This is a genomic window from Vallitalea sp. (genome assembly GCF_025211055.1).
GTDB lineage: Bacteria > Bacillota > Clostridia > Lachnospirales > Vallitaleaceae > Vallitalea.
The window spans coordinates 32,117-52,060 of sequence record NZ_JAOARO010000046.1; the positions used below are offsets into that span (position 1 = coordinate 32,117).

Annotated in this window: 15 protein-coding genes and 1 other RNA gene; 13 read left to right on the forward strand and 3 right to left on the reverse strand. The window is 30.7% G+C overall.

Annotated elements, in window-relative coordinates:
• Nucleotides 1-28 precede the first annotated feature (28 nt).
• From N4A55_RS05905 to N4A55_RS05935, 7 genes are all read left to right on the forward strand, one after another.
• Entirely contained in the window at nt 29-1,456 is a 1,428-nt protein-coding gene (locus tag N4A55_RS05905) for a DUF445 family protein (protein ID WP_293754606.1), read from the forward strand.
• 222 nt (nt 1,457-1,678) lie between these two features.
• Nucleotides 1,679-2,728 carry a deoxyguanosinetriphosphate triphosphohydrolase gene (locus N4A55_RS05910; RefSeq protein ID WP_293754608.1) on the forward strand — a complete coding sequence of 350 codons (1,050 nt, stop codon included), beginning with the start codon at nt 1,679-1,681 and terminating at the stop codon, nt 2,726-2,728.
• Nucleotides 2,729-2,904: 176 nt separating this feature from the next.
• On the forward strand, nt 2,905-4,677 hold the full coding sequence (gene dnaG, locus N4A55_RS05915; protein ID WP_293754609.1) for a DNA primase: 1,773 nt from the start codon (nt 2,905-2,907) through the stop codon (nt 4,675-4,677).
• Between the two features lie 34 nt (nt 4,678-4,711).
• Nucleotides 4,712-5,788, forward strand: a complete 1,077-nt coding sequence (gene rpoD / locus N4A55_RS05920; protein WP_293754611.1) for an RNA polymerase sigma factor RpoD — start codon at nt 4,712-4,714, stop codon at nt 5,786-5,788.
• Nucleotides 5,789-6,063: 275 nt separating this feature from the next.
• Nucleotides 6,064-6,753 carry a tRNA (adenine(22)-N(1))-methyltransferase gene (locus tag N4A55_RS05925; RefSeq protein ID WP_293754612.1) on the forward strand — a complete coding sequence of 230 codons (690 nt, stop codon included), beginning with the start codon at nt 6,064-6,066 and terminating at the stop codon, nt 6,751-6,753.
• Complete coding sequence (locus tag N4A55_RS05930) at nt 6,744-7,544, forward strand: Nif3-like dinuclear metal center hexameric protein (RefSeq protein ID WP_293754613.1); 801 nt, start codon at nt 6,744-6,746, stop codon at nt 7,542-7,544. The genes N4A55_RS05925 and N4A55_RS05930 overlap by 10 nt, the downstream gene beginning before the upstream one ends.
• Before the next feature lie 50 nt (nt 7,545-7,594).
• Nucleotides 7,595-9,259 carry a nucleoside kinase gene (locus N4A55_RS05935; protein ID WP_293754615.1) on the forward strand — a complete coding sequence of 555 codons (1,665 nt, stop codon included), beginning with the start codon at nt 7,595-7,597 and terminating at the stop codon, nt 9,257-9,259.
• 32 nt (nt 9,260-9,291) lie between these two features.
• Here N4A55_RS05935 and N4A55_RS05940 read toward each other — a convergent pair whose 3' ends face one another.
• From N4A55_RS05940 to N4A55_RS05950, 3 genes are all read right to left on the reverse strand, one after another.
• Nucleotides 9,292-10,548 carry a sensor histidine kinase gene (locus tag N4A55_RS05940; RefSeq protein WP_293754617.1) on the reverse strand — a complete coding sequence of 419 codons (1,257 nt, stop codon included), beginning with the start codon at nt 10,546-10,548 and terminating at the stop codon, nt 9,292-9,294.
• A 202-nt stretch (nt 10,549-10,750) separates the two neighbouring features.
• Nucleotides 10,751-11,437, reverse strand: coding sequence for a response regulator transcription factor (locus tag N4A55_RS05945; RefSeq protein ID WP_293754619.1), 687 nt, complete (start codon nt 11,435-11,437; stop codon nt 10,751-10,753).
• 12 nt (nt 11,438-11,449) lie between these two features.
• Nucleotides 11,450-11,941 (reverse strand): hypothetical protein, encoded by a 492-nt coding sequence (locus N4A55_RS05950; RefSeq protein WP_293754620.1) that lies wholly within the window; start codon nt 11,939-11,941, stop codon nt 11,450-11,452.
• Nucleotides 11,942-12,322: 381 nt separating this feature from the next.
• Between N4A55_RS05950 and rnpB the strand changes: the two genes are divergently transcribed.
• The 6 genes from rnpB (at nt 12,323) to N4A55_RS05980 (ending at nt 19,557) form a co-directional block, all read left to right on the forward strand.
• Nucleotides 12,323-12,676: RNase P RNA component class A (rnpB, locus tag N4A55_RS05955), an RNA gene on the forward strand.
• Between the two features lie 119 nt (nt 12,677-12,795).
• Nucleotides 12,796-13,092 carry a hypothetical protein gene (locus N4A55_RS05960; protein ID WP_293754621.1) on the forward strand — a complete coding sequence of 99 codons (297 nt, stop codon included), beginning with the start codon at nt 12,796-12,798 and terminating at the stop codon, nt 13,090-13,092.
• A gap of 736 nt (nt 13,093-13,828) precedes the next feature.
• The gene (locus tag N4A55_RS05965; protein WP_293754622.1) at nt 13,829-14,134 is read left to right on the forward strand and encodes a hypothetical protein; all 306 of its coding nucleotides are present in this window, start codon (nt 13,829-13,831) and stop codon (nt 14,132-14,134) included.
• A 40-nt stretch (nt 14,135-14,174) separates the two neighbouring features.
• Nucleotides 14,175-14,669, forward strand: coding sequence for an NADH-quinone oxidoreductase subunit NuoE family protein (locus N4A55_RS05970; RefSeq protein WP_293754623.1), 495 nt, complete (start codon nt 14,175-14,177; stop codon nt 14,667-14,669).
• 17 nt (nt 14,670-14,686) lie between these two features.
• Nucleotides 14,687-17,773 carry an NADH-quinone oxidoreductase subunit NuoF gene (nuoF, locus tag N4A55_RS05975; RefSeq protein WP_293754624.1) on the forward strand — a complete coding sequence of 1,029 codons (3,087 nt, stop codon included), beginning with the start codon at nt 14,687-14,689 and terminating at the stop codon, nt 17,771-17,773.
• Between the two features lie 11 nt (nt 17,774-17,784).
• Nucleotides 17,785-19,557 carry an NADH-dependent [FeFe] hydrogenase, group A6 gene (locus N4A55_RS05980; protein ID WP_293754626.1) on the forward strand — a complete coding sequence of 591 codons (1,773 nt, stop codon included), beginning with the start codon at nt 17,785-17,787 and terminating at the stop codon, nt 19,555-19,557.
• The last annotated feature ends 387 nt before the right edge of the window (nt 19,558-19,944 follow it).

Consider the following 19,944-nt stretch of genomic DNA (forward strand, 5'->3'; position numbering starts at 1 on the left):
ATGAAAAAAAGAATAAAGGTGTGTTTCTATGGATATGAAAATAATATTTGCTCCTATTATAGGTGCAGGAATAGGGTATTCTACTAATTGGCTTGCAATTAAGATGTTGTTTAGACCATATACTGAAAAAAGAGTCCTGGGTATTAGATTGCCTTTTACACCAGGATTAATACCAAAAGAGAGAGAAAGAGTAGCTAAATCCATTGGTGAGGTTATTCAGGATTATTTATTGACAGATAAAATTATAGTAAACGAATTGCTAGAAGATTCAACAAAAGATCATGTACTGGAATTAATAAACCATAATTTATATAATCAAGAAGGAAATATTGATTTAGAACAACTATTATTATCTAATGATAATAAACCTGTACTAAATAAGCTGAAAGATATCTTGGTTATAAGATTATATGACCTTATACAAGATAAAAACATGAAAGAACAATTGCAAAAAGCAATAAGTAAAAAAATTAGCATAAGTCTAAAAAAAGTCAAATTGACAGATATAGTAAGTGAAGAAGAGCTAAATTATAAATATGAAGATATCATAAACAATCAAAAGACTAAGGCATTATTAACTAATTTCTTATCTGGCATAATCAAGGAAGAGGCCACTATCAATGAGATAATTGATGAAGAGATGATTAATAATGTAAAAAGATTTTTCATTAATTATATTGATACATTAACAAGTGACCTTTTAATATTTGAAAATGAAAAACTGAAAGAAAAAGTAGTAGGTCTGATTGATGCAACTATAAAAGAAAAAGTTGGAGCGTTAGGTGCTATGTTTGTTAATGGAGAGAGTGTTTATCATACCATAGCAGAAAAATCAAAAGAAAAACTGCAAGAACAAGAAGTAAAAGATGAAATATATACATTTATAATAGAAAAAATAGATGAAGTAACTAATAGACCTTTAGGAGAAATTTTATCTATTGACACAAGAGAGAGTTTGATTACATGGTTAGCTGATTACATACCAAGAAATCTTTCAAAATTAGATATTACTAGTGCTATTGACTTAAAAGATAATGATCTATACTCATTAATTAATAATTTAGTAAATGATAGTTTAGAAGAAAGAATCAAACATATAGTTAATAGCAATTATGAAGAAATGCTGGGAAACAAAGATATTATTAAAAATATTGAAGGTATTGTAGATACTTTGCTGAATAAGGTCCTATTAACTAATATAAAGGTTTCAGATGAAGATAGAAAGGATATAGATACTTTTATACTAGATAAATATAGTTCGTTTGTTAATAAGCATATTACTAAACTTATAAGAGATGTAAAATTAAGTTCTATCATAGAAAAACAGCTTAATATGTTTGATATCAAAATGTTGGAAGACATCATATTATCCATTGCTAGAAAAGAGCTCAATGCGATTACTTTACTAGGTGGATTATTAGGTTTTATTATTTCTTTTCTCGCTGTTTTGTTATAGATCTTTTCCTGGTTTGCTTACCTTCGTACAAAGAATAGGCTGTTTCATAATATGTTTTTTATGTTTATCTTTTGGATATGGCATAAAAGATATTATGAGACAGTCTAATTTGCTGTATGTGCTACAAAATTGCGCCAAAAAGAAAAAACACATAAATAAGAGGATTTTAATAAAAAATGCAGTATATAATAATTATAATGTTTTTTTACATACTTAATTATAATGTACGTTACACTAAAGGAGAAGGGGGCGTTTTATATAGATTGTTTAAGAATTGAACAAGAAAAGTTGGAAGATACGATTTTGGACAAATATGCAATGAAGAGTAGAAATTCTAGGGGGAGAGAAATAAAAGAAGAATCATGTGACATTAGAACGGAATTTCAGAGAGATAGAGATAGAATAATACATTCAAAAGCATTCAGACGGTTAAAACATAAAACTCAAGTTTTTATATCTCCTGAAGGAGATCATTACAGAACTAGATTGACACATACATTGGAAGTAGCTCAAATCTCAAGGACTATAGCAAGGGCACTTAGACTTAATGAAGATCTGACAGAAGCAATAGCATTGGGACATGATCTAGGGCATACACCATTTGGACATGCTGGAGAATTTGCCCTGAACAAAGTATGTATCTATGGGTTTAAACATAATGAACAGAGTATTAGAGTTGTAGAAAAATTAGAACGAAAAGGTAAAGGGCTCAATTTAACATGGGAAGTAAGAGATGGAATAGTTAATCATCCAACAGTAGGTAAGCCAAGTACTCTAGAAGGTAAGGTAGTAAGGTTATCAGATAAAATAGCATATATAAATCATGATATTGATGATGCTATAAGAGCTAGAATTCTATCTGAAAAGGATCTCCCATCAAAATATACTAATATTCTAGGAGCAACGTTTAGAGCTAGAATTAATAATATAATACATGATATTGTAAAAAATAGTATGAACAAGAATGATATTATTATGAGTAAAGACGTAAAAGAGTCCATGAACAGTCTACGAAAATTTATGTTTGAGAATGTATATGTAGGTTCAAAAGCAAAGAAGCATGAATTGAAAGCCCATAATATGTTAAGACAATTATATGAATATTTTATAATTAATAAGGAACTGTTACCTATAGAGTATCAAGATATGATTGATATAAATAATGAACCTATAGAAAGAGTTGTATGTGATTATATAGCTGGAATGACGGATAGATATTCTATTAATATTTTCTCTAAGTTATTTATACCTGCTTCTTGGAAAGAAATATAGAATTTGTCTACTTTGTCAACGATTAAATAAAAAAATATAAATAATTAAACATTTTTAACAAAAATAAAATTTATTAAAGGAATCTTAAAAAGTATGTCGAAAAATAATAGGGTGTACAAAATACAATACAATATTAATAAGACATTACAATTAAGGAAATGGAGTTTTAGTTCTATATGTATTATCCAGAAGAATTAATTGAAGAAATAAGAATACAAAATGATATTGTAGATGTCATATCATCGTATGTACAATTAAATAAAAAGGGAAGTACCTTCTTTGGGTTATGTCCGTTTCATAATGAAAAGACTCCATCATTTTCTGTTAGTAGTGATAAACAGATGTATTATTGTTTTGGCTGTGGTGTTGGAGGCAATGTATATACATTTGTCATGGAATATGAGAATTTTTCATTTGTAGAAGCTGTAAAATTCTTAGCTGATAGAGTTCATATTACTTTACCAACTGTAGAAGTTTCAGATGAAGTTAAGAAACGGATGGATTTTAAACATCAACTAGTAGAGGTTAATAAAACAGCTGCTAGATATTTTTACTATCAATTAAAATCCGAAAAAGGTAAACATGCTTTGGAATACCTACAAAAAAGAGGAATTAGTGAAGAAACACTTAAAAAATTTGGATTAGGTTATTCTAATATTTTTAGAAATGATTTATATAGATATCTTAGTGAAAAATATGATCAAAGAGTGCTTAATGAATCAGGTTTGGTTATTCCAGAGAAAAAATCTCCAGGAGAATATTTTGATCGTTTTTGGAATCGTGTTATGTTCCCTATATTTGATGTACATAACAGAATTATAGGGTTCGGAGGTCGTGTATTAGGTGACTTCAATCCAAAATATCTTAATTCTCCCGAAACAAAGTTGTTTGATAAAAGACGTAATCTCTATGGTCTTAATTTAGCTCGTTCTTCCAGAAAAGGAAATATTATTATTGTTGAAGGATATATGGATGTTATTTCATTATATCAAGCTGGTATTACTAACGTAGTAGCTTCTTTGGGAACGGCGTTTACTATTGAACAAGCTGCATTGATTAAGAGATATACAGATAATGTTGTAATATCCTATGATAGTGATACTGCTGGAATAAAAGCTACACTTCGAGCTATTCCAATACTAAAATCAAAAGGGTTATCAGTAAGGGTACTGAGAATAAAAGATTATAAAGATCCTGATGAATTAATAAAAAATAAGGGAAGTGAAGCATTTATAGATTTAATAAATAATGCTACATCAGGATTTATGTTTGAAATTGAAGAATTAGGAAATAAATTTAATTTAGAAGATCCGGATAACAGAACAAAGTTTCATAAACAAGTTGCTACAAAACTTTTAGAATTAGATAGTGAAATAGAAAGAGATAATTATCTAGAAGCAATAGCCAAAAAATATAATACCAAAAAACAACTATTGGAAAAATTAGTTGCAGAGACTGGTAGAAATACAGGAATTGTATCTTCTAGGCAAGAAATAAAAAAAATAAAAAGCCCAAAAAACCAAAATTCAGAAGATGGTATAATATTGGCACAAAAGAGTATATTAACATTAGTTGCTAATAATTATGATATCTATAAAGTAGTAAAAAATTATTTAAAGGTGACAGAGTTTCTTGATGAGTTTTATAGAAAGGTTGCCAAGGAAGTTTACGAAGCCTATGAAAATAGCGAAATAGTAGAATATGCAGTTATTATTAATAAGTTTATGGAATTAGAGGAACAAAAGAAAGTAGCTGGAATCTTCAATAAGAAGATATTGTTTGAGAATAAACTCCAATTAGAAAAAATAGTAAATGAAAATGTCAATTTAATTAAAGCTGCTAATATTGATGCTAATTCCCGTATTATCAATAACACAAATGAACTACAAAAACTTATTTTAGCAAAAAGAGAATTACAAGGATTGCATATTTCTCTTAAGGATGGTTAGACTAGTAAACACAAGGAAAGGATGGATCCTCGTTATGGCGAATGAAGGAAATTTAAGTAAGTTTGAGGAAAAAATGAAAGCCTTAATTGATTTGGCCAAAAAAAAGAAGAATGTTCTTGAATATAAAGAGATAGAAGCCCATTTTGGAGAATTAGTGAATGATGCTGATAAAATTGAAATAGTATATGATATCTTAGAAAAAGCAGGTATTGATGTATTGGGATTAATTGAAGAAGATGATGAACCAGTAAAAGAATTGGATTTATCTTTACCTGAGGGACTTAATATTGATGACCCTGTAAGAATGTATCTAAAAGAAATCGGTAAGGTACCATTATTATCAGCAGAAGAAGAAGTAGACTTGGCCATGAGAATGGAAAATGGAGATCAACAAGCTAAGAAAAAATTAGCTGAAGCTAACTTAAGGCTGGTTGTAAGTATCGCTAAACGTTATGTTGGACGTGGTATGTTATTCCTTGATCTTATTCAAGAAGGTAATCTTGGACTTATTAAAGCTGTTGAGAAATTTGATTATAGAAAAGGTTATAAATTTAGTACTTATGCAACATGGTGGATCAGACAAGCTATAACAAGAGCTATAGCTGACCAAGCAAGGACAATAAGAATTCCTGTGCATATGGTTGAAACTATTAATAAACTAATAAGAGTATCAAGACAATTATTACAAGAATTAGGAAGAGAACCTGCTCCTGAGGAAATTGCTGAAGAATTAGATATGCCTGTAGATAAGGTAAGGGAAATACTAAAAATATCTCAAGAACCAGTTTCCTTAGAAACACCTATTGGTGAAGAAGAAGATAGTCATCTTGGTGACTTCATTCAAGATGAAAATGTTCCAATACCAGCAGATGCAGCTGCATTTACCCTATTAAAGGAGCAGTTAGTAGATGTACTTGATACACTAACGGATAGAGAACAAAGAGTTCTAAGACTAAGATTCGGTCTTGATGATGGAAGAGCAAGAACTCTTGAAGAAGTAGGAAAAGTATTCAACGTTACAAGAGAGAGAATACGACAGATAGAAGCAAAAGCACTAAGAAAACTAAGACATCCAAGCAGAAGCCGAAAATTAAAAGATTATCTAGAATAATTCCATTCACCACATAAAGTATAAGATATCCTGTACTTTAGTGGTGATTTTTATAATATTTCCTACTAAAAGAAAACTACATGAAATATAGGGTACAGAAAAGTATAATACACAAGCTATATGAAAAATACCGAGAGGAAATAGTATAGGAGAATATGGAGCAGTGAGCCATGGACGGCGAACTCAGTCGTTTAAACATGGACGTTTAATCGACTGACGGAATATTTCCCTATACTATCTCCGCTACTGTTAGGCACAGTCCATAAGGAGGCACTATGGAAATATCAAATAGATTAAAAGCTATTAGTGATATGGTAGATGATAATTCAGTCCTAGGAGATGTAGGCACAGACCATGGATACATACCCATTTATTTGGCAAAACAACACCGAATAAAGAATGCCATAGCACTAGATATCAATAAAGGACCCTTAGAAAAGGCTAAAAAGAACATTAAAGATTATAATGTAGATAATTATGTGGAGACTAGATTATCTGATGGATTGAAAGAAATAAATGAAAATGAAGTAGATACTATTATAATTGCGGGTATGGGTGGAACACTTATAGAAAGAATTTTAGATGATGGTTCTAATATAGTATGTAGTGTTCATAAATTAATATTGTCACCACATTCCGATACTCAGTGTATCAGAAAAAAAGTACATGAATTAAATTTCACAATAACTGAAGAACAATTAATCAAAGATGAAGGAAAATATTATAACATAATATGCGCTGAAAAAGGAAAAGAAAAAAAATATGATACTATAGGGTATAAATATGGTAAAATATTAATTGAAGACAAAGAACCTTTACTTAAAGAAAAGCTACAAGTAGAGAAAAATAAATATACACAAGTGTTAGAAATTCTTGATAGACAAAATACAGAAAATGCAATAACAAGAAAAAAAGAGATACTATCAGAATTGAACATTTTAGAAGAGGTGTTAGGATGTCTGTAAAATGTATAGAAGTAATTAATAAAATGAAAGAATTAGCACCACCCCAATTAGCTGAGAGATGGGATAATATTGGCTTGTTAGTTGGTGACAGTAATATGAGGGTTGAAAAAATATTGATATCTCTAGATGCAACGAAAGATGTTGTGGATGAAGCAATTTCAAATGAAGTAGATATGATATTAACGCATCATCCAATTATTTTTAAAGGTGTTAAACATATAAACACGTCAACTGTCATCGGTAGAAAACTTATCAAATTAATTAAGAATGATATCTGTGTATATTCAGCTCACACTAATCTTGATTCAGCTAGGGAGGGATTATCTGTCTTATTAGCTGACAAATTAAAATTGAATGATAGTGATATTCTAGTACCTAACAATAACTTTGATGTACTAGATTTATGTGGTACAGGTAGGATTGGTTACCTAGAAGAAATGACTTTAGAGGAATTAAGTCATTATGTAAAATCCAAACTTGATCTGGAGAGTGTTAGAGTCACAGGCAACTTAGATAAAAAAATCAAGAAAGTGGCTGTGAGTCCTGGCAGTTCTATGGAATTTGCGGAGACTGCATATAAAAATGGGGCAGATGTTTATATAACAGGTGACATCAAATACCATGATGCTATGGATTATCAAGAAAAAGGAATGGCTCTTATAGATGCTGGACACTTTGGTACTGAAAACATTGTATTGCCTATGTTTGAACAGTATATTAAGAAATGTTTTGGAGAGCAACTACAAATTATTACCAGCAAGATTAATAAAGATCCTTTTATCATTAAATAGGAATAACTGAAATGAGGCAAATAATTAAAATTACGAATGGGGGTACTAACATGAGAAACTTAGTAGAAATAATATTACCAGATGGAAGAAAAAGACATGTAGAAAAAGGCATTTCATTACTAGAACTCAGTAAAAAATATCAAAAAGAGTTTAAGGCACCTATAGTATTAGGATTAATAAATAACAAATTAAAAGAATTACGTAGTCATGTTAACGAAGATTGCAAATTAGAATTCTTAGATCTAACTAGTAGAGATGGTTATAGAACATATCTTAGAAGTGTATCATTTTTGATGATAAAATCAATTTATGATATCTTAGGAAGAGGGCCATCTACAAAAGTTATAATACACCATTCCCTAAGTCGAGGATTTTATTGTGAATTAAAAGGTCATGAAGTAACAGAAGAATTTTTAATTGAAGTTAAAAACAGAATGGATGAATTGGTTAAAAAAGATGTACCTTTCTTAAAAAGAACAGTCAGCCTTAATAAGGCAATAAAAATATTTGATGAAAATTTTATGGATGATAAAGTAAGATTATTCAATTATAGACGAGTCTCTAATGTTAATTTATATAAAATAGAAGATTTTGAAGATTATTTTTATGGATATATGGTTCCAAGTACAGGATGTCTTAATAACTATGATTTACTAAAATATGAAGATGGTTTTATCCTACAATTCCAAAGTAGAAATATGCCTACTGATGTTGCACCATTCCATAATCAGCAAAAATTATTCAAAACCTTGAAAGAGTCCTCTGACTGGGGAGAAATAATGGATGTAGAAACAGTAGGAGCACTCAATAATAAAATATCAGAAGGTAAGATTAATGAACTTATTTTAATAGCAGAAGCATTGCAAGAGAAAAAGATAGCAGCAATTGCTGATACAATTATGAAAGATATAGACAAAAAGAAAATAATATTCATTGCTGGACCATCATCATCAGGTAAAACAACATTTGCTCATAGATTATCAATTCAATTAAGAGCTAATGGGTTAAAGCCTCATCCTATATCAGTGGATAATTATTTTGTTAATAGAGAAGATACACCTAGAGATAAAAATGGTAATTATGATTTTGAGTGTTTGGAAGCCTTAGATATTAAACAGTTTAACACAGATATGATGAATCTACTGAATGGTCAACCAGTTGAAATGCCAGAATTTAATTTCAAAGTTGGTAAAAGAGAGTATAATGGCAGAGTACTACAATTGGAGAAGAATGATTTGTTAGTAGTTGAAGGTATTCACTGCCTTAATGATAAATTATCAATGGGGATTCCAAGAGATAATATGTTCAAAATATATATTAGCGCTCTTACTCAACTAAATGTGGATAATCATAATAGAATACCAACTACAGATGCAAGATTGTTAAGAAGAATTATTAGAGATAATACTTATAGAGGTACCAATGCTGAGAAAACTATAGCTATGTGGCCATCAGTTAGAAAAGGTGAGGAATTATATATCTTCCCATACCAAGAAAAAGCTGATGTGATGTTTAATTCTGTTCTAGTTTATGAGCTGGCAGTATTGAAACAGTATGCAGAGCCATTGTTATTTAGTATATCAAAAGATAAACCAGAATATATTGAAGCAAAAAGGTTAATCAAGTTCTTGGATTATTTCTTAGGTGTTAGTAGCGAAAAAATTCCTAGAAATTCTTTAATCAGAGAATTTGTTGGTGGAAGTTGTTTTAGATAGTAATCAGGGGTTGTCAAATATCCGACAACCCTTTAATTTATATTTAATTTGGAAATGGATATTGGAATTGTAATAATTATTTCAGTTCCGATACCAAGCTTGCTTCGTACTTTTATCTTACCTTTGTGTCCTAAAATAATGATTTTAGCAATAGATAATCCAAGACCATGACCACCTGTCTGTCTAGTCCTTGATTTATCGGAACGATAAAAGCGGTTGAAAATATTACCTAAATCTTCTCGACCTATACCGATACCAGTATCTTTAATACTTATACTAATACCTGTATCTGTTCTATAACATTTTATGATGATTTTTCCTGATGGTGGAGTATATTTGATTGCATTATCTACAAAAATTCTAATAGCCTGTTTCAATCTATTTTTATCACCGCTAATTAATACATTTGGATCTATTGTATGTTCAATAATATGTTTTTTATCAATTATTCCTGTTTCTTTTATGACTTCATTCAATAACTCATCAATATAAAAATTTTCTATATTGTATTCTAGGGTCTGATTATCATGTCTGGCAAGAAATAGTAAATTTTCAACTAGATCTTTCATATTTTCTGCTTCGTTCTTAATAGCTTCAATTGACTCGTCAAGAACTTCTTCATCTTGTTTACCCCATCTTTGTAACATACTAGCATAACCATCAATTATTGAAATAGGAGTTCTTAGTTCATGGGATACATCGGAAACGAATCTTTTTTGTTTTGTATAATCTGTTTTGAGGCTATCGAGCATTTTGTTCAGTGTATATGCCAAATCTTTTAGTTCATATTTGGCTTCACTGATATTTAATCTAGCATCCATGTTATATATAGTAATATCCTTAGCCATAGTTGTCATGGTATATATAGGTTTTAAGACTTTTTTGCTTTTATGAGAACCAAATACCCAGATGATAAATAGTCCGAACAGTTCACCTACACCTACCAAAAGGACTAGAATTTTTGCTCTGTTAGTAAATGAGCTGACATTAAAATAGTAAAATATCTTATGGAACTTATTATTCAAGGAAATGATATCTTTGTATGGTAACTTCTCATTTTCTTTTATGAATTCAAAAAACTGGATTTTTGTCTCAGGATAAGGTATACCAAATAAGTTATCATCACTGGAATAGACTATATTATCATCAAGTTCTGCAATAATAATATCTGAATCTCTATAAACAGCAATTTTTCTAATTGTATCTTTTATTTCCAGGTCAGTTGCACATTCTTTTAATAAGCTTTCATCAACATTTATTTTCTTAGGTATAAAAATTTCATGTTCCAAATATAAATATCCACTAATCACAATTAATAATGTAAAAATACAACTAATGAAATACAACATAATATAATTGAAAGTTATTTTTCTTTTGATAGAGAACTTAACTTTTCTAATATTATTATTAAATATATTATTTATAAATTTCAATATAGTATAAGGTAGAATCAATATATTGATCAGTAGCTTTTTTAAGAAACCTAGAAAATTATTCATCATCTTTTATCAAATATCCTACCCCTCTTACCGTATGAATCATGTCCATACTATATTTTTGGTCAATCTTACCTCTAAGATATCGTATATATACGTCAATAATATTCGTATCACCATAGTATTCAAAACCCCAAACTTTTTCTAAAATATTTTCTCTGCTAAGAACTATGTTACGGTTTTCTAATAAATAGACAAGTAGTTCAAACTCTTTTTTAGTAAGAATAACTTCATCATCATTAACTTTTACTTGACGTTGTCTTTTATTAAGAGTCAGATTCTTGAATATTAGTACGGAATCATCTGTTATCTTATTTATTACTTTTCTCTTAAGTGCTACACGCATTCGTGCTAAAAGTTCTTCAATAGCAAATGGTTTTGTTATATAATCATCAGCACCCATATCAAGTCCCATTACTTTGTCAGATACATCGTCCTTAGCTGTAAGCATGATAATAGGGACATTAGAGGTTTGTCTTATTCTTCTGCAAACTTCTATTCCGCTTAATATTGGTAACATCAAATCAAGTATTATCAGGTCAATCTCGGATTTTAGACCTTTTTCTAGACCTTCTCTTCCGTTACATGCTATATCTACTTCATAGCCTTCGTATTTTAATTCAAGTTCTAAAAATCTAGCTATTTTAGCTTCATCTTCAACTATTAAGATCTTATTAGTCATTTATACCACCTCTTAATTTTCTATATTTACTTCGTTATAATCATCATCTTCAGTTACTTCCAACGTAGAGATTATATCATCTGTTTCTTTTTGAGTATTAGTTGGTTTTATGAAATTATCAGCTTGTGAGTATTCAGTTCTCTTTTGAATGACAACTTTACAATCTGTTAAAATAATAATTAATAACACAAATAAAAAGTCAACTAAAGTTAGATAAATATATCTCATGCGTAAAAAGAATAAAATAAATAATATTAATACAACAGGTAAATTAATCAAAGTTTCATTTTTTCTAGTAATAATTAATTTATATTTGAAAATATCTAGGATAATATCTTTTATCTTACGGGTTGTTTTTCGACAAAATGAATTTTTCCTCTTATTCAAATAATTCAAAGCTTTGTTCAAGTCACCCTTAGATTTTATAAGAGCTTTTTCTGCATCAGTATAACTTATATTCATCTTTTTTAGAATATATTCAATATCATTATCTCTAATAACCATGCTATACCTCCTTTTTTATACGATAGGAAAGTTCTATTTTTAGCATAGGAATATCTTCGCTTTTTCTTTAAATAGGAAAAATAGATTTCCTTAAAATGACATGATATTTGATAATAATAATATTATAAAAAAATAGTATTATTATTAGTTTAATATGTAATTAAAATTTAATTAATTTTAATCGGTATTAAATACTATACATATTATAATTCAATTGAAGAGAAAATGAAACCTGTTTAACGCTTATTTTTTCCAATAAAACTCATAAAAATAGTTATTAACAACATATTACAAAAAAATTAAGTAATTATGGAATATAATACATTTATAAAAAATGCCATTTGACAAATAAAATGTATAAGGATATAATAACTTATTGAGTGAGTAAGCCAAATGGTCGCGCATACTAATGCCGAAAGGCTGTATGTGAGGAAAGTCCGAGCTCCATAGGGTAGGATGCCAGATAACGTCTGGTGGAGGCGACTCCAAGGATAGTGCAACAGAAATAAACCGCCAAGTTTTACTTGGTAAGGATGGAAAGGTAAGGTAAGAGCTTACCGCCCTTTTGGTAACAAAAGGGGCATATGTAAACCCCATCTGGAGCAAAACCGCATAGAAGAGCATATAGTGGTGACCCGTCACGCTCTTGGGTAGGTTGCTAGAGCTTACTGGTGACAGTAAGTCGAGATAGATGACCATTCATGACAGAACTCGGCTCATCGGCTTGCTCATACAATTATTAAGGCTTATTGATCTAATCTCAAGTAAGTCTTTTATAATGAGCTTTAATAAGAATAATGAATTAATCGGGAATTGATATTGTATAAGGAAATTCTTATTCTGTAGGGAAGTATATGGATAATATTAATGATTCTAAGCATAATTATGCTTTAGGCGAAGAAATGTATCTTCAAGAACAATGGCTAAATGATAAAAAAGATGATGAGCGTTTCAAAGAACTGCAAAAATATGGTTTTGAGATATTTTGGTGTGTAAGGGGAAAAGGTGTTAATCTAAGATATTCAGATGATTTTATTTTTATGGATAGATGCAATTTAGATGGTTATAAAATGAACTATGGGCAAAAAAAATTAGAAGACCTATTTGATATAGATTATGTGTATGATAAAAGCAGACCAAAATTTGAATAATTGATATATAGGGAACCTTGATTTTAATTAATCAAGGTTTTTTAGTGTTCTGATATTATTGTATTCATGGGGAGTTTATAAAGGGCTAGAATTAGTATAAGAGAGTAAATAATATTTATGATTAAAAAATAATTACTTGGAATATTTCATAAATTGTATTATACTATTAATATCATTATAAATTCATAAGGGGAAAATTGTAAATAATTTTTAAATGCATAGTTATATTACATTGTTACATCACTATGCTAAAGCTAATTAATCTAGTTCTTAATATAATTAGTTTATATGGTCGTTTTATCTTAAAACTGTTAGTATCTTAATATAATATATTATATATGTAATTAATAGTTCTTATCATCTTAGATAAACTTGTATTAACATAATTCTTTCTAAATGAATGCACAAATCTTCTAAAATTAACTTTAATAATGCTAAAGTCATTTCACATAATTATTAAACAATAATATTTCTATTAAAATCCAATTATTATAATTAATTTTTAGTCCATATATAAAGATGAAGTAAAATATTTAATTCTTTTATACTTATAATCCGTAATATCTACATCTGGCAAGCCTCAAGAGATATTCATATTTATTTGATGATTAGAATACCATTAATATATGAAGCTTTTATTTATTAAGGTATTCATTCATATATAAGCAATTATTTTAAACTTTATAGATCACATAAGGTTTATTTATGATTGCAAAAAAACTTAGGGGTGTGATTTATGGAGGAAGTAATTAGTTATTTAAAGAAAAAGAGTCAACTAATTTATGACATCAATTGCATCAAAAAATACATTGAAGGAGGTGATTATGATAAGAATCTGAAAACCACTTGGGAACGTTACAAGAAAGAACTCATTGAAATTAATAAAAAGATTGAAAAATTAAGAATACCCCAGATTCAAGAATTTGATGATAAAAAGCAGATAATTATGAGTTCAATTAAAGAGCATGAAGAAAAAATTAGACTTTTAAAGAAACAGTTGAAAGATATTGATAAGATAATAATCAAATTGCAAATAGACTAAATACGACTGTTTCAAGTAAACGATAGTAAGGAGAGTAGATATGGATAAGTTAAAAAAATGTCAATGCGAAGATATGAGCGAAGAAGAAAAAATAGCCATGATAGGAGAATTCATTGAAGAATATAAAAACAAAGAAGGATCATTGATACAAGTCCTACATATTGCTCAAACAATTTACGGTCATCTACCTATTAACATCCAAAAAATAATTGCAGATGGATTAGACAAGTCTCTATCAGAAGTTTCTGGAGTTGTAAGCTTCTATTCTTTTTTCTCTACTGTCCCAAGAGGAAAGTATACTATAAGAGTCTGTCTTGGAACAGCTTGTTATGTTAGAGGTGGTAAGAAAATCCTTGATAAGTTAGAAGAAATATTGGGCATTGGTATAGGTGAAACTACAGAAGATAAAAAATTCACTCTTGAAGTAATGAGATGTATAGGAGCTTGTGGCTTAGCTCCAGCAATATCAATTAACGATACTGTATATAAACAAGTAAATCCGGATAAACTCAGTGAAATACTAGAGAATTATTAGTTGAAGGAGATGAAGTCATGGCAAAGATAATGAATATTAGTGATTTAAAGCGAGTAAAAAAAGAATTTGATGAAATGACAAAAAAATATCAATATAATTTACATGTATGTTTTGGTGCTGGATGTATTTCTTCAAATTGTAAAGATGTAAAAGATGCTCTTGTAGAAGCTTTGGAAAAGTATAATTGTGAGGATAAGGTATTGATTACTGAGACTGGATGTATAGGAGCCTGCCATCTTGGTCCATCACTTCTTGTAGAGCCTGGAAATATCTACTATATTAAATTACAACCTGAAGAGATGGAAGAAATAGTAATTAAACATATTCTTGGAGGAGAAATAGTAGAAGAAAAATGTTATTACGATGATATTTCCATGAAACATATACATAAATTAAATGATATACCCTTTTTTGATAAGCAGAAAAAGATTGTTTTAAATAATTGTGGACAGATTGATTTCAGTTCAATTGATGAGTATATAGCTAATGATGGTTATTTGGCAATAGGAAGCATATTTGAAAACAAATGTCCAGAGGAAGTTGTTAGAGTTGTTAAGGATTCTGGCCTAAGAGGTAGAGGTGGTGGCGGATTTCCAACTGGACTTAAATGGGAATTTGCTGCAAAGAGTAAGTCAAAACAAAAATATGTTATTTGTAATGCTGATGAAGGTGATCCAGGAGCATTTATGGATAGAAGTCTCTTAGAAGGAGATCCTCATGCTGTAATTGAAGGTATGACTATTGCTGGGTACGCTATAGGTGCTAACAAAGGTTATGTATATGTACGTGCAGAATATCCTTTGGCAGTAGAGAGACTTAATGTTGCCATTGAGAAAGCCAGAGAATATGGATTGTTATCAGATAATATTATGAATAGTGGTTTTTCTTTTGATATTGAAATTAGAATTGGAGCAGGAGCTTTTGTTTGTGGTGAAGAGACTGCACTTATGAATTCAATAGAAGGAAAAAGAGGAGAACCAAGACAAAAACCACCATTTCCTTCTGATAAAGGTTTATTTGATAAGCCATCAATAATTAATAATGTAGAGACATTTGGTAATGTGCCTTATATCATTTTATATGGTGCCGATTGGTTCAAAACATTTGGAACAGAGAAAAGCAGTGGTACAAAAGTTTTTGCATTAGCCGGTGCTATACACAATACAGGTATTGTAGAAGTTCCTATGGGAGTTACACTCGGCGATATTGTATATGATATAGGCGGTGGTATTAAAGATGGGAAAAAATTTAAGGCAGCTCAGACTGGTGGACCATCAGGTGGTTGTTTAACTAGTAATTGCCTTAATACACCTATAGATTATGATTCATTGAAGTCAAAAGGAGCTATTATGGGTTCTGGTGGACTTATTGTCATGGATGAAGATAATTGTATGGTTGATGTAGCAAGATTTTTTATGGAATTTGTTCAGGAAGAATCCTGTGGTAAATGTGTTCCTTGTAGACTTGGTACTAAGAGGATGTTAGAAATTCTTGAAAGAATAACTCAGGGGAAAGGTGAAGAAGGAGATATAGAGAAATTAATAGAGCTTGGAGAAACTATTAAGGAGACTGCTCTATGTGGTCTTGGACAAACAGCACCTAATCCTGTTTTAAGTACTATCAAAGAATTTAGAGAAGAATACGTCGAACATATAAGAGATAAAAAATGCCGAGCAGGTGTGTGTACTGATCTTTTTATTTCACCTTGTCAAAATGCCTGTCCTGCGGGAGTCAATGTTCCAGGTTACATAAGTCTGATAGGTGCTAATAGGTTAAGGGATGCATATAATCTAATTAGAAAAGATAATCCTTTCCCAGCTGTTTGTGGTAGAGTATGTACCCATCCTTGTGAAAGCAAATGTCGGCGTGAGCAATTAGATGAGGCTCTTGCTATTAGAGATTTGAAGAGGTATATAGCTGATATAATTCTTGAATCTGATGAACCTTTTGATGATTTGAAATTCCCGCCAAAGGGTAAATCTATTGGAATTATAGGAGCAGGTCCATCTGGTCTTACCTGTGGTTATTATCTTTCAAGACTTGGTTATGATGTAACAGTTTATGAATCTCATGATACTGCTGGTGGTATTCTAAGATATGGTATCCCAGAATATCGTTTACCAAGAGATATATTACAAAAGGAGATAAAAACTATTGAACAAGCTGGTGTTAAGATAGAGCTTAATACAGAAGTTGGTATAGATGTGGACTTTGAAAGACTTAGAAAAGAGCATGAGGCTGTTTACGTAGCTACTGGTACCCAATATTCTAATAAGATTAATGTAAAAGGCGAAAACCTAAAGGGAGTATATCATGGACTTGCTTTCTTAAAAGATGTTAATAAAGGTAAAGATGTCAAGGTTGGAAATAAAGTTGCAATAATCGGAGGAGGAAACACTGCTATTGATGCAGCAAGAGTAGCCCTTAGATTAGGTGCCAAAGAAATACATATTCTATATAGAAGAAATATAGAAGATATGCCAGCAGAAAGAAGAGAAGTAGAAGAAGCTCTCGAAGAAGGGATTATAATCCATACACTTGTATCGCCTATAGAGATTATTGGAGAAGACCATGTGGAGAAAATCAAATTAGTTAAGCTTTTACAAGGTAATTTTGATGTTACAGGTAGAAGACGACCTACTGTAATTGAAGGTTCAGCTTTTGAAATGGAGTTTGATATGATTATTCCTGCGGTTAGTCAACATTCAGACCTTCCATTCATAAACAAAGATGAAGTAGAGATGACTAAATGGGGTACATTTGTTGTAGATGATAAGAGTAAGATGACTAATATAGATGGTGTATTTGCCGGTGGCGACGTAGTACGAGGGCCAGACACTGTTATATGGGCTATTACTGACGGTAAAGAAGCTGCAATTTCTATAGACAAATTTCTAGGCGGAGATGGAGTTCTTAATACTGGAAAAGATATAGAAATTCCAAAACCAGAAGCTGATGTAAGGGTATCTGAGCATATGAGATTTGAAATGGATAATGCATCACCAGAAGAGAGAAAAAATAACTTTAAAGAAATATCAAAAGGATTCCATAGACTTAATGCTATAGCTGAATCCATGAGATGTTTAAGATGTGACAAAAGATAGGAGGAGTAATAATGGTAAGAATAACAATCAATAATAAAGAATTTGAAGTACCTGAGGATATTACAATTTTAGAAGCTGCCAAGATGAATGGTATTCTAATTCCTAATTTTTGTTACCTTGAAGATGTTCACAAGAATGGTTCCTGTAGAATATGTTCCGTTGAAGTAGAAGGAGCAAAAACTCTTCAAGCGGCATGTATGACAAAAGTTACAGATGGTATGGTAATCCATACTAATACAAAGAAGGTTAGACAGGCAAGAAAAATAATATATGAATTAATGCTGTCAGACCATCCAAAAGACTGCCTAAGCTGTGATAGGAACAGAAATTGTGAATTCCAAGAGTTAGGTGAGTTATTAAGTATAACAGATAATAGTTATGAAGGCGAAATGTCAAGATGTTATATAGATGACAATAACCCTTGTATAGTAAGGGACCTATCAAAATGTGTTTTGTGTAGAAGGTGTGTAACTATATGTAACGAAGTTCAAGGTGTAGGAATTCTCAATAACCAAAACAGAGGCTTTAGCACATTTGTTGGTCCTACTGAAGGATTGAATCTTGATGATATTAACTGTTCATATTGTGGGCAGTGTACTACAGTCTGTCCAGTAGATGCTCTTAGCGAAAGAGATTCCATCAAAGATGTATGGAAGATGTTAAATGAGGAAGGTAAGAGAGTTATAGTTCAGACAGCACCTGCTGTTAGGGCATCTCTTGGTGAAGAGTTCGGTTATGAACCTGGTACATTAGTAACTGGAAAAATGGCTTCAGCTCTTCGTGAATTGGGATTTGATGATATATTTGATACTAATTTTGCTGCCGACCTTACTATAGTAGAGGAAGGTAATGAATTATTGCAAAGACTGGGCAAATTCGTTAATAGGGAGGAAGTAGCTCTTCCTATGATTACAAGTTGTAGTCCAGGTTGGATAAAATATATAGAAAACAGATTCCCAGAACAATTAGCTCATCTATCATCTTGTAAATCACCACATATGATGTTAGGAGCTCTAGCAAAATCATATTATGCTGAAAAGATAAACGTAGATCCAGAAGATATCTATGTTGTATCAATAATGCCTTGTACAGCTAAGAAATATGAGATAACAAGAAAAGAGATGGAGAAAGATGTTGATGCTGTACTAACAACAAGGGAATGTGCAAAAATGATAAAAAGTGCAGGGATAGATTTTGTTAATCTTCCAGATAGTAAGTTTGATAACCCTTTTGGTATTTCTACTGGTGCAGCAGATATATTTGGTACTACTGGTGGTGTTATGGAAGCTGCTATAAGAACAGTTTTTGAGATTCTAACAGGTGATGAATTACCATTTGATAATCTACATGTAAAAGAAGTAATGGGGCTTTCATCTATAAAAGAAGGAGAATTATTTATTAAGAAAGCTACAAAAGAGTATAGGGCATTTGAAGGTCAGACAGTAAAAGTAGCTGTTGCAAGTGGATTAGCTGCTGCTAGAATTCTTCTTAAGCAGATAGAAGATGGAGTATCTCCGTACCATTTCATTGAGATTATGGCTTGTCCTGGGGGATGTCTCAGTGGTGGAGGTCAACCTAGACCAACAACTAAGGATGTAAGAGAAAAAAGGATGAAAGCAATCTATAGAGAAGATGAAGGAAAAGATCTTAGAAAGTCTCATGAGAATCCTTTTATTGTTAAGCTATATGAAGAGTATCTTGGAAAACCACTTGGACATAAGTCTCATGAATTATTACATACCCATTATGTTAAACGTGGTTTGTATAATGAATTAATTAAGTGAATTATATGGTTTTCTATAATCAATGGGTAGGAGAAATCTCCTACCCATTGATTCTAAGTGTGCCCAGCATGGGCACAATCTAATGGGTTAAAGTCCCTAACGCGACCTAGTAGTGGTAAGCGTATAGCCAATGACAAGGGTGTCCTTGGTGACGAGGAATCTGAAGGAAGTCGGATGGCAAATCTCTGGTCTGACGAACAGAAATCATATCAGGCAATTACTATGGATAAGGCTGCTTAACAAGTCAAAGTCCAATAACTACTCGGAAATAGTAATTGTATATATGGCAGATATATGGAGAGGAAGATTGTGTTCTTACCTGGGGAGGTCTTACGGACATAACATAAACGATATAACATTCGTAGTTATGGTTGAAACAAGATTTAT

Coding starts and splice junctions, on each gene's coding strand:
- nuoF (WP_293754624.1), top strand. CDS start 14,687: ATGGCAAAGATAATGAATATTAGTGATTTAAAGCGAGTAAAAAAAGAA.
- N4A55_RS05950 (WP_293754620.1), bottom strand. CDS start 11,941: ATGGTTATTAGAGATAATGATATTGAATATATTCTAAAAAAGATGAAT.
- rpoD (WP_293754611.1), top strand. CDS start 4,712: ATGGCGAATGAAGGAAATTTAAGTAAGTTTGAGGAAAAAATGAAAGCC.
- N4A55_RS05960 (WP_293754621.1), top strand. CDS start 12,796: ATGGATAATATTAATGATTCTAAGCATAATTATGCTTTAGGCGAAGAA.
- N4A55_RS05970 (WP_293754623.1), top strand. CDS start 14,175: ATGGATAAGTTAAAAAAATGTCAATGCGAAGATATGAGCGAAGAAGAA.
- N4A55_RS05930 (WP_293754613.1), top strand. CDS start 6,744: ATGTCTGTAAAATGTATAGAAGTAATTAATAAAATGAAAGAATTAGCA.
- dnaG (WP_293754609.1), top strand. CDS start 2,905: ATGTATTATCCAGAAGAATTAATTGAAGAAATAAGAATACAAAATGAT.
- N4A55_RS05945 (WP_293754619.1), bottom strand. CDS start 11,437: ATGACTAATAAGATCTTAATAGTTGAAGATGAAGCTAAAATAGCTAGA.
- N4A55_RS05965 (WP_293754622.1), top strand. CDS start 13,829: ATGGAGGAAGTAATTAGTTATTTAAAGAAAAAGAGTCAACTAATTTAT.
- N4A55_RS05905 (WP_293754606.1), top strand. CDS start 29: ATGGATATGAAAATAATATTTGCTCCTATTATAGGTGCAGGAATAGGG.
- N4A55_RS05925 (WP_293754612.1), top strand. CDS start 6,064: ATGGAAATATCAAATAGATTAAAAGCTATTAGTGATATGGTAGATGAT.
- N4A55_RS05910 (WP_293754608.1), top strand. CDS start 1,679: ATGTACGTTACACTAAAGGAGAAGGGGGCGTTTTATATAGATTGTTTA.
- N4A55_RS05935 (WP_293754615.1), top strand. CDS start 7,595: ATGAGAAACTTAGTAGAAATAATATTACCAGATGGAAGAAAAAGACAT.
- N4A55_RS05980 (WP_293754626.1), top strand. CDS start 17,785: ATGGTAAGAATAACAATCAATAATAAAGAATTTGAAGTACCTGAGGAT.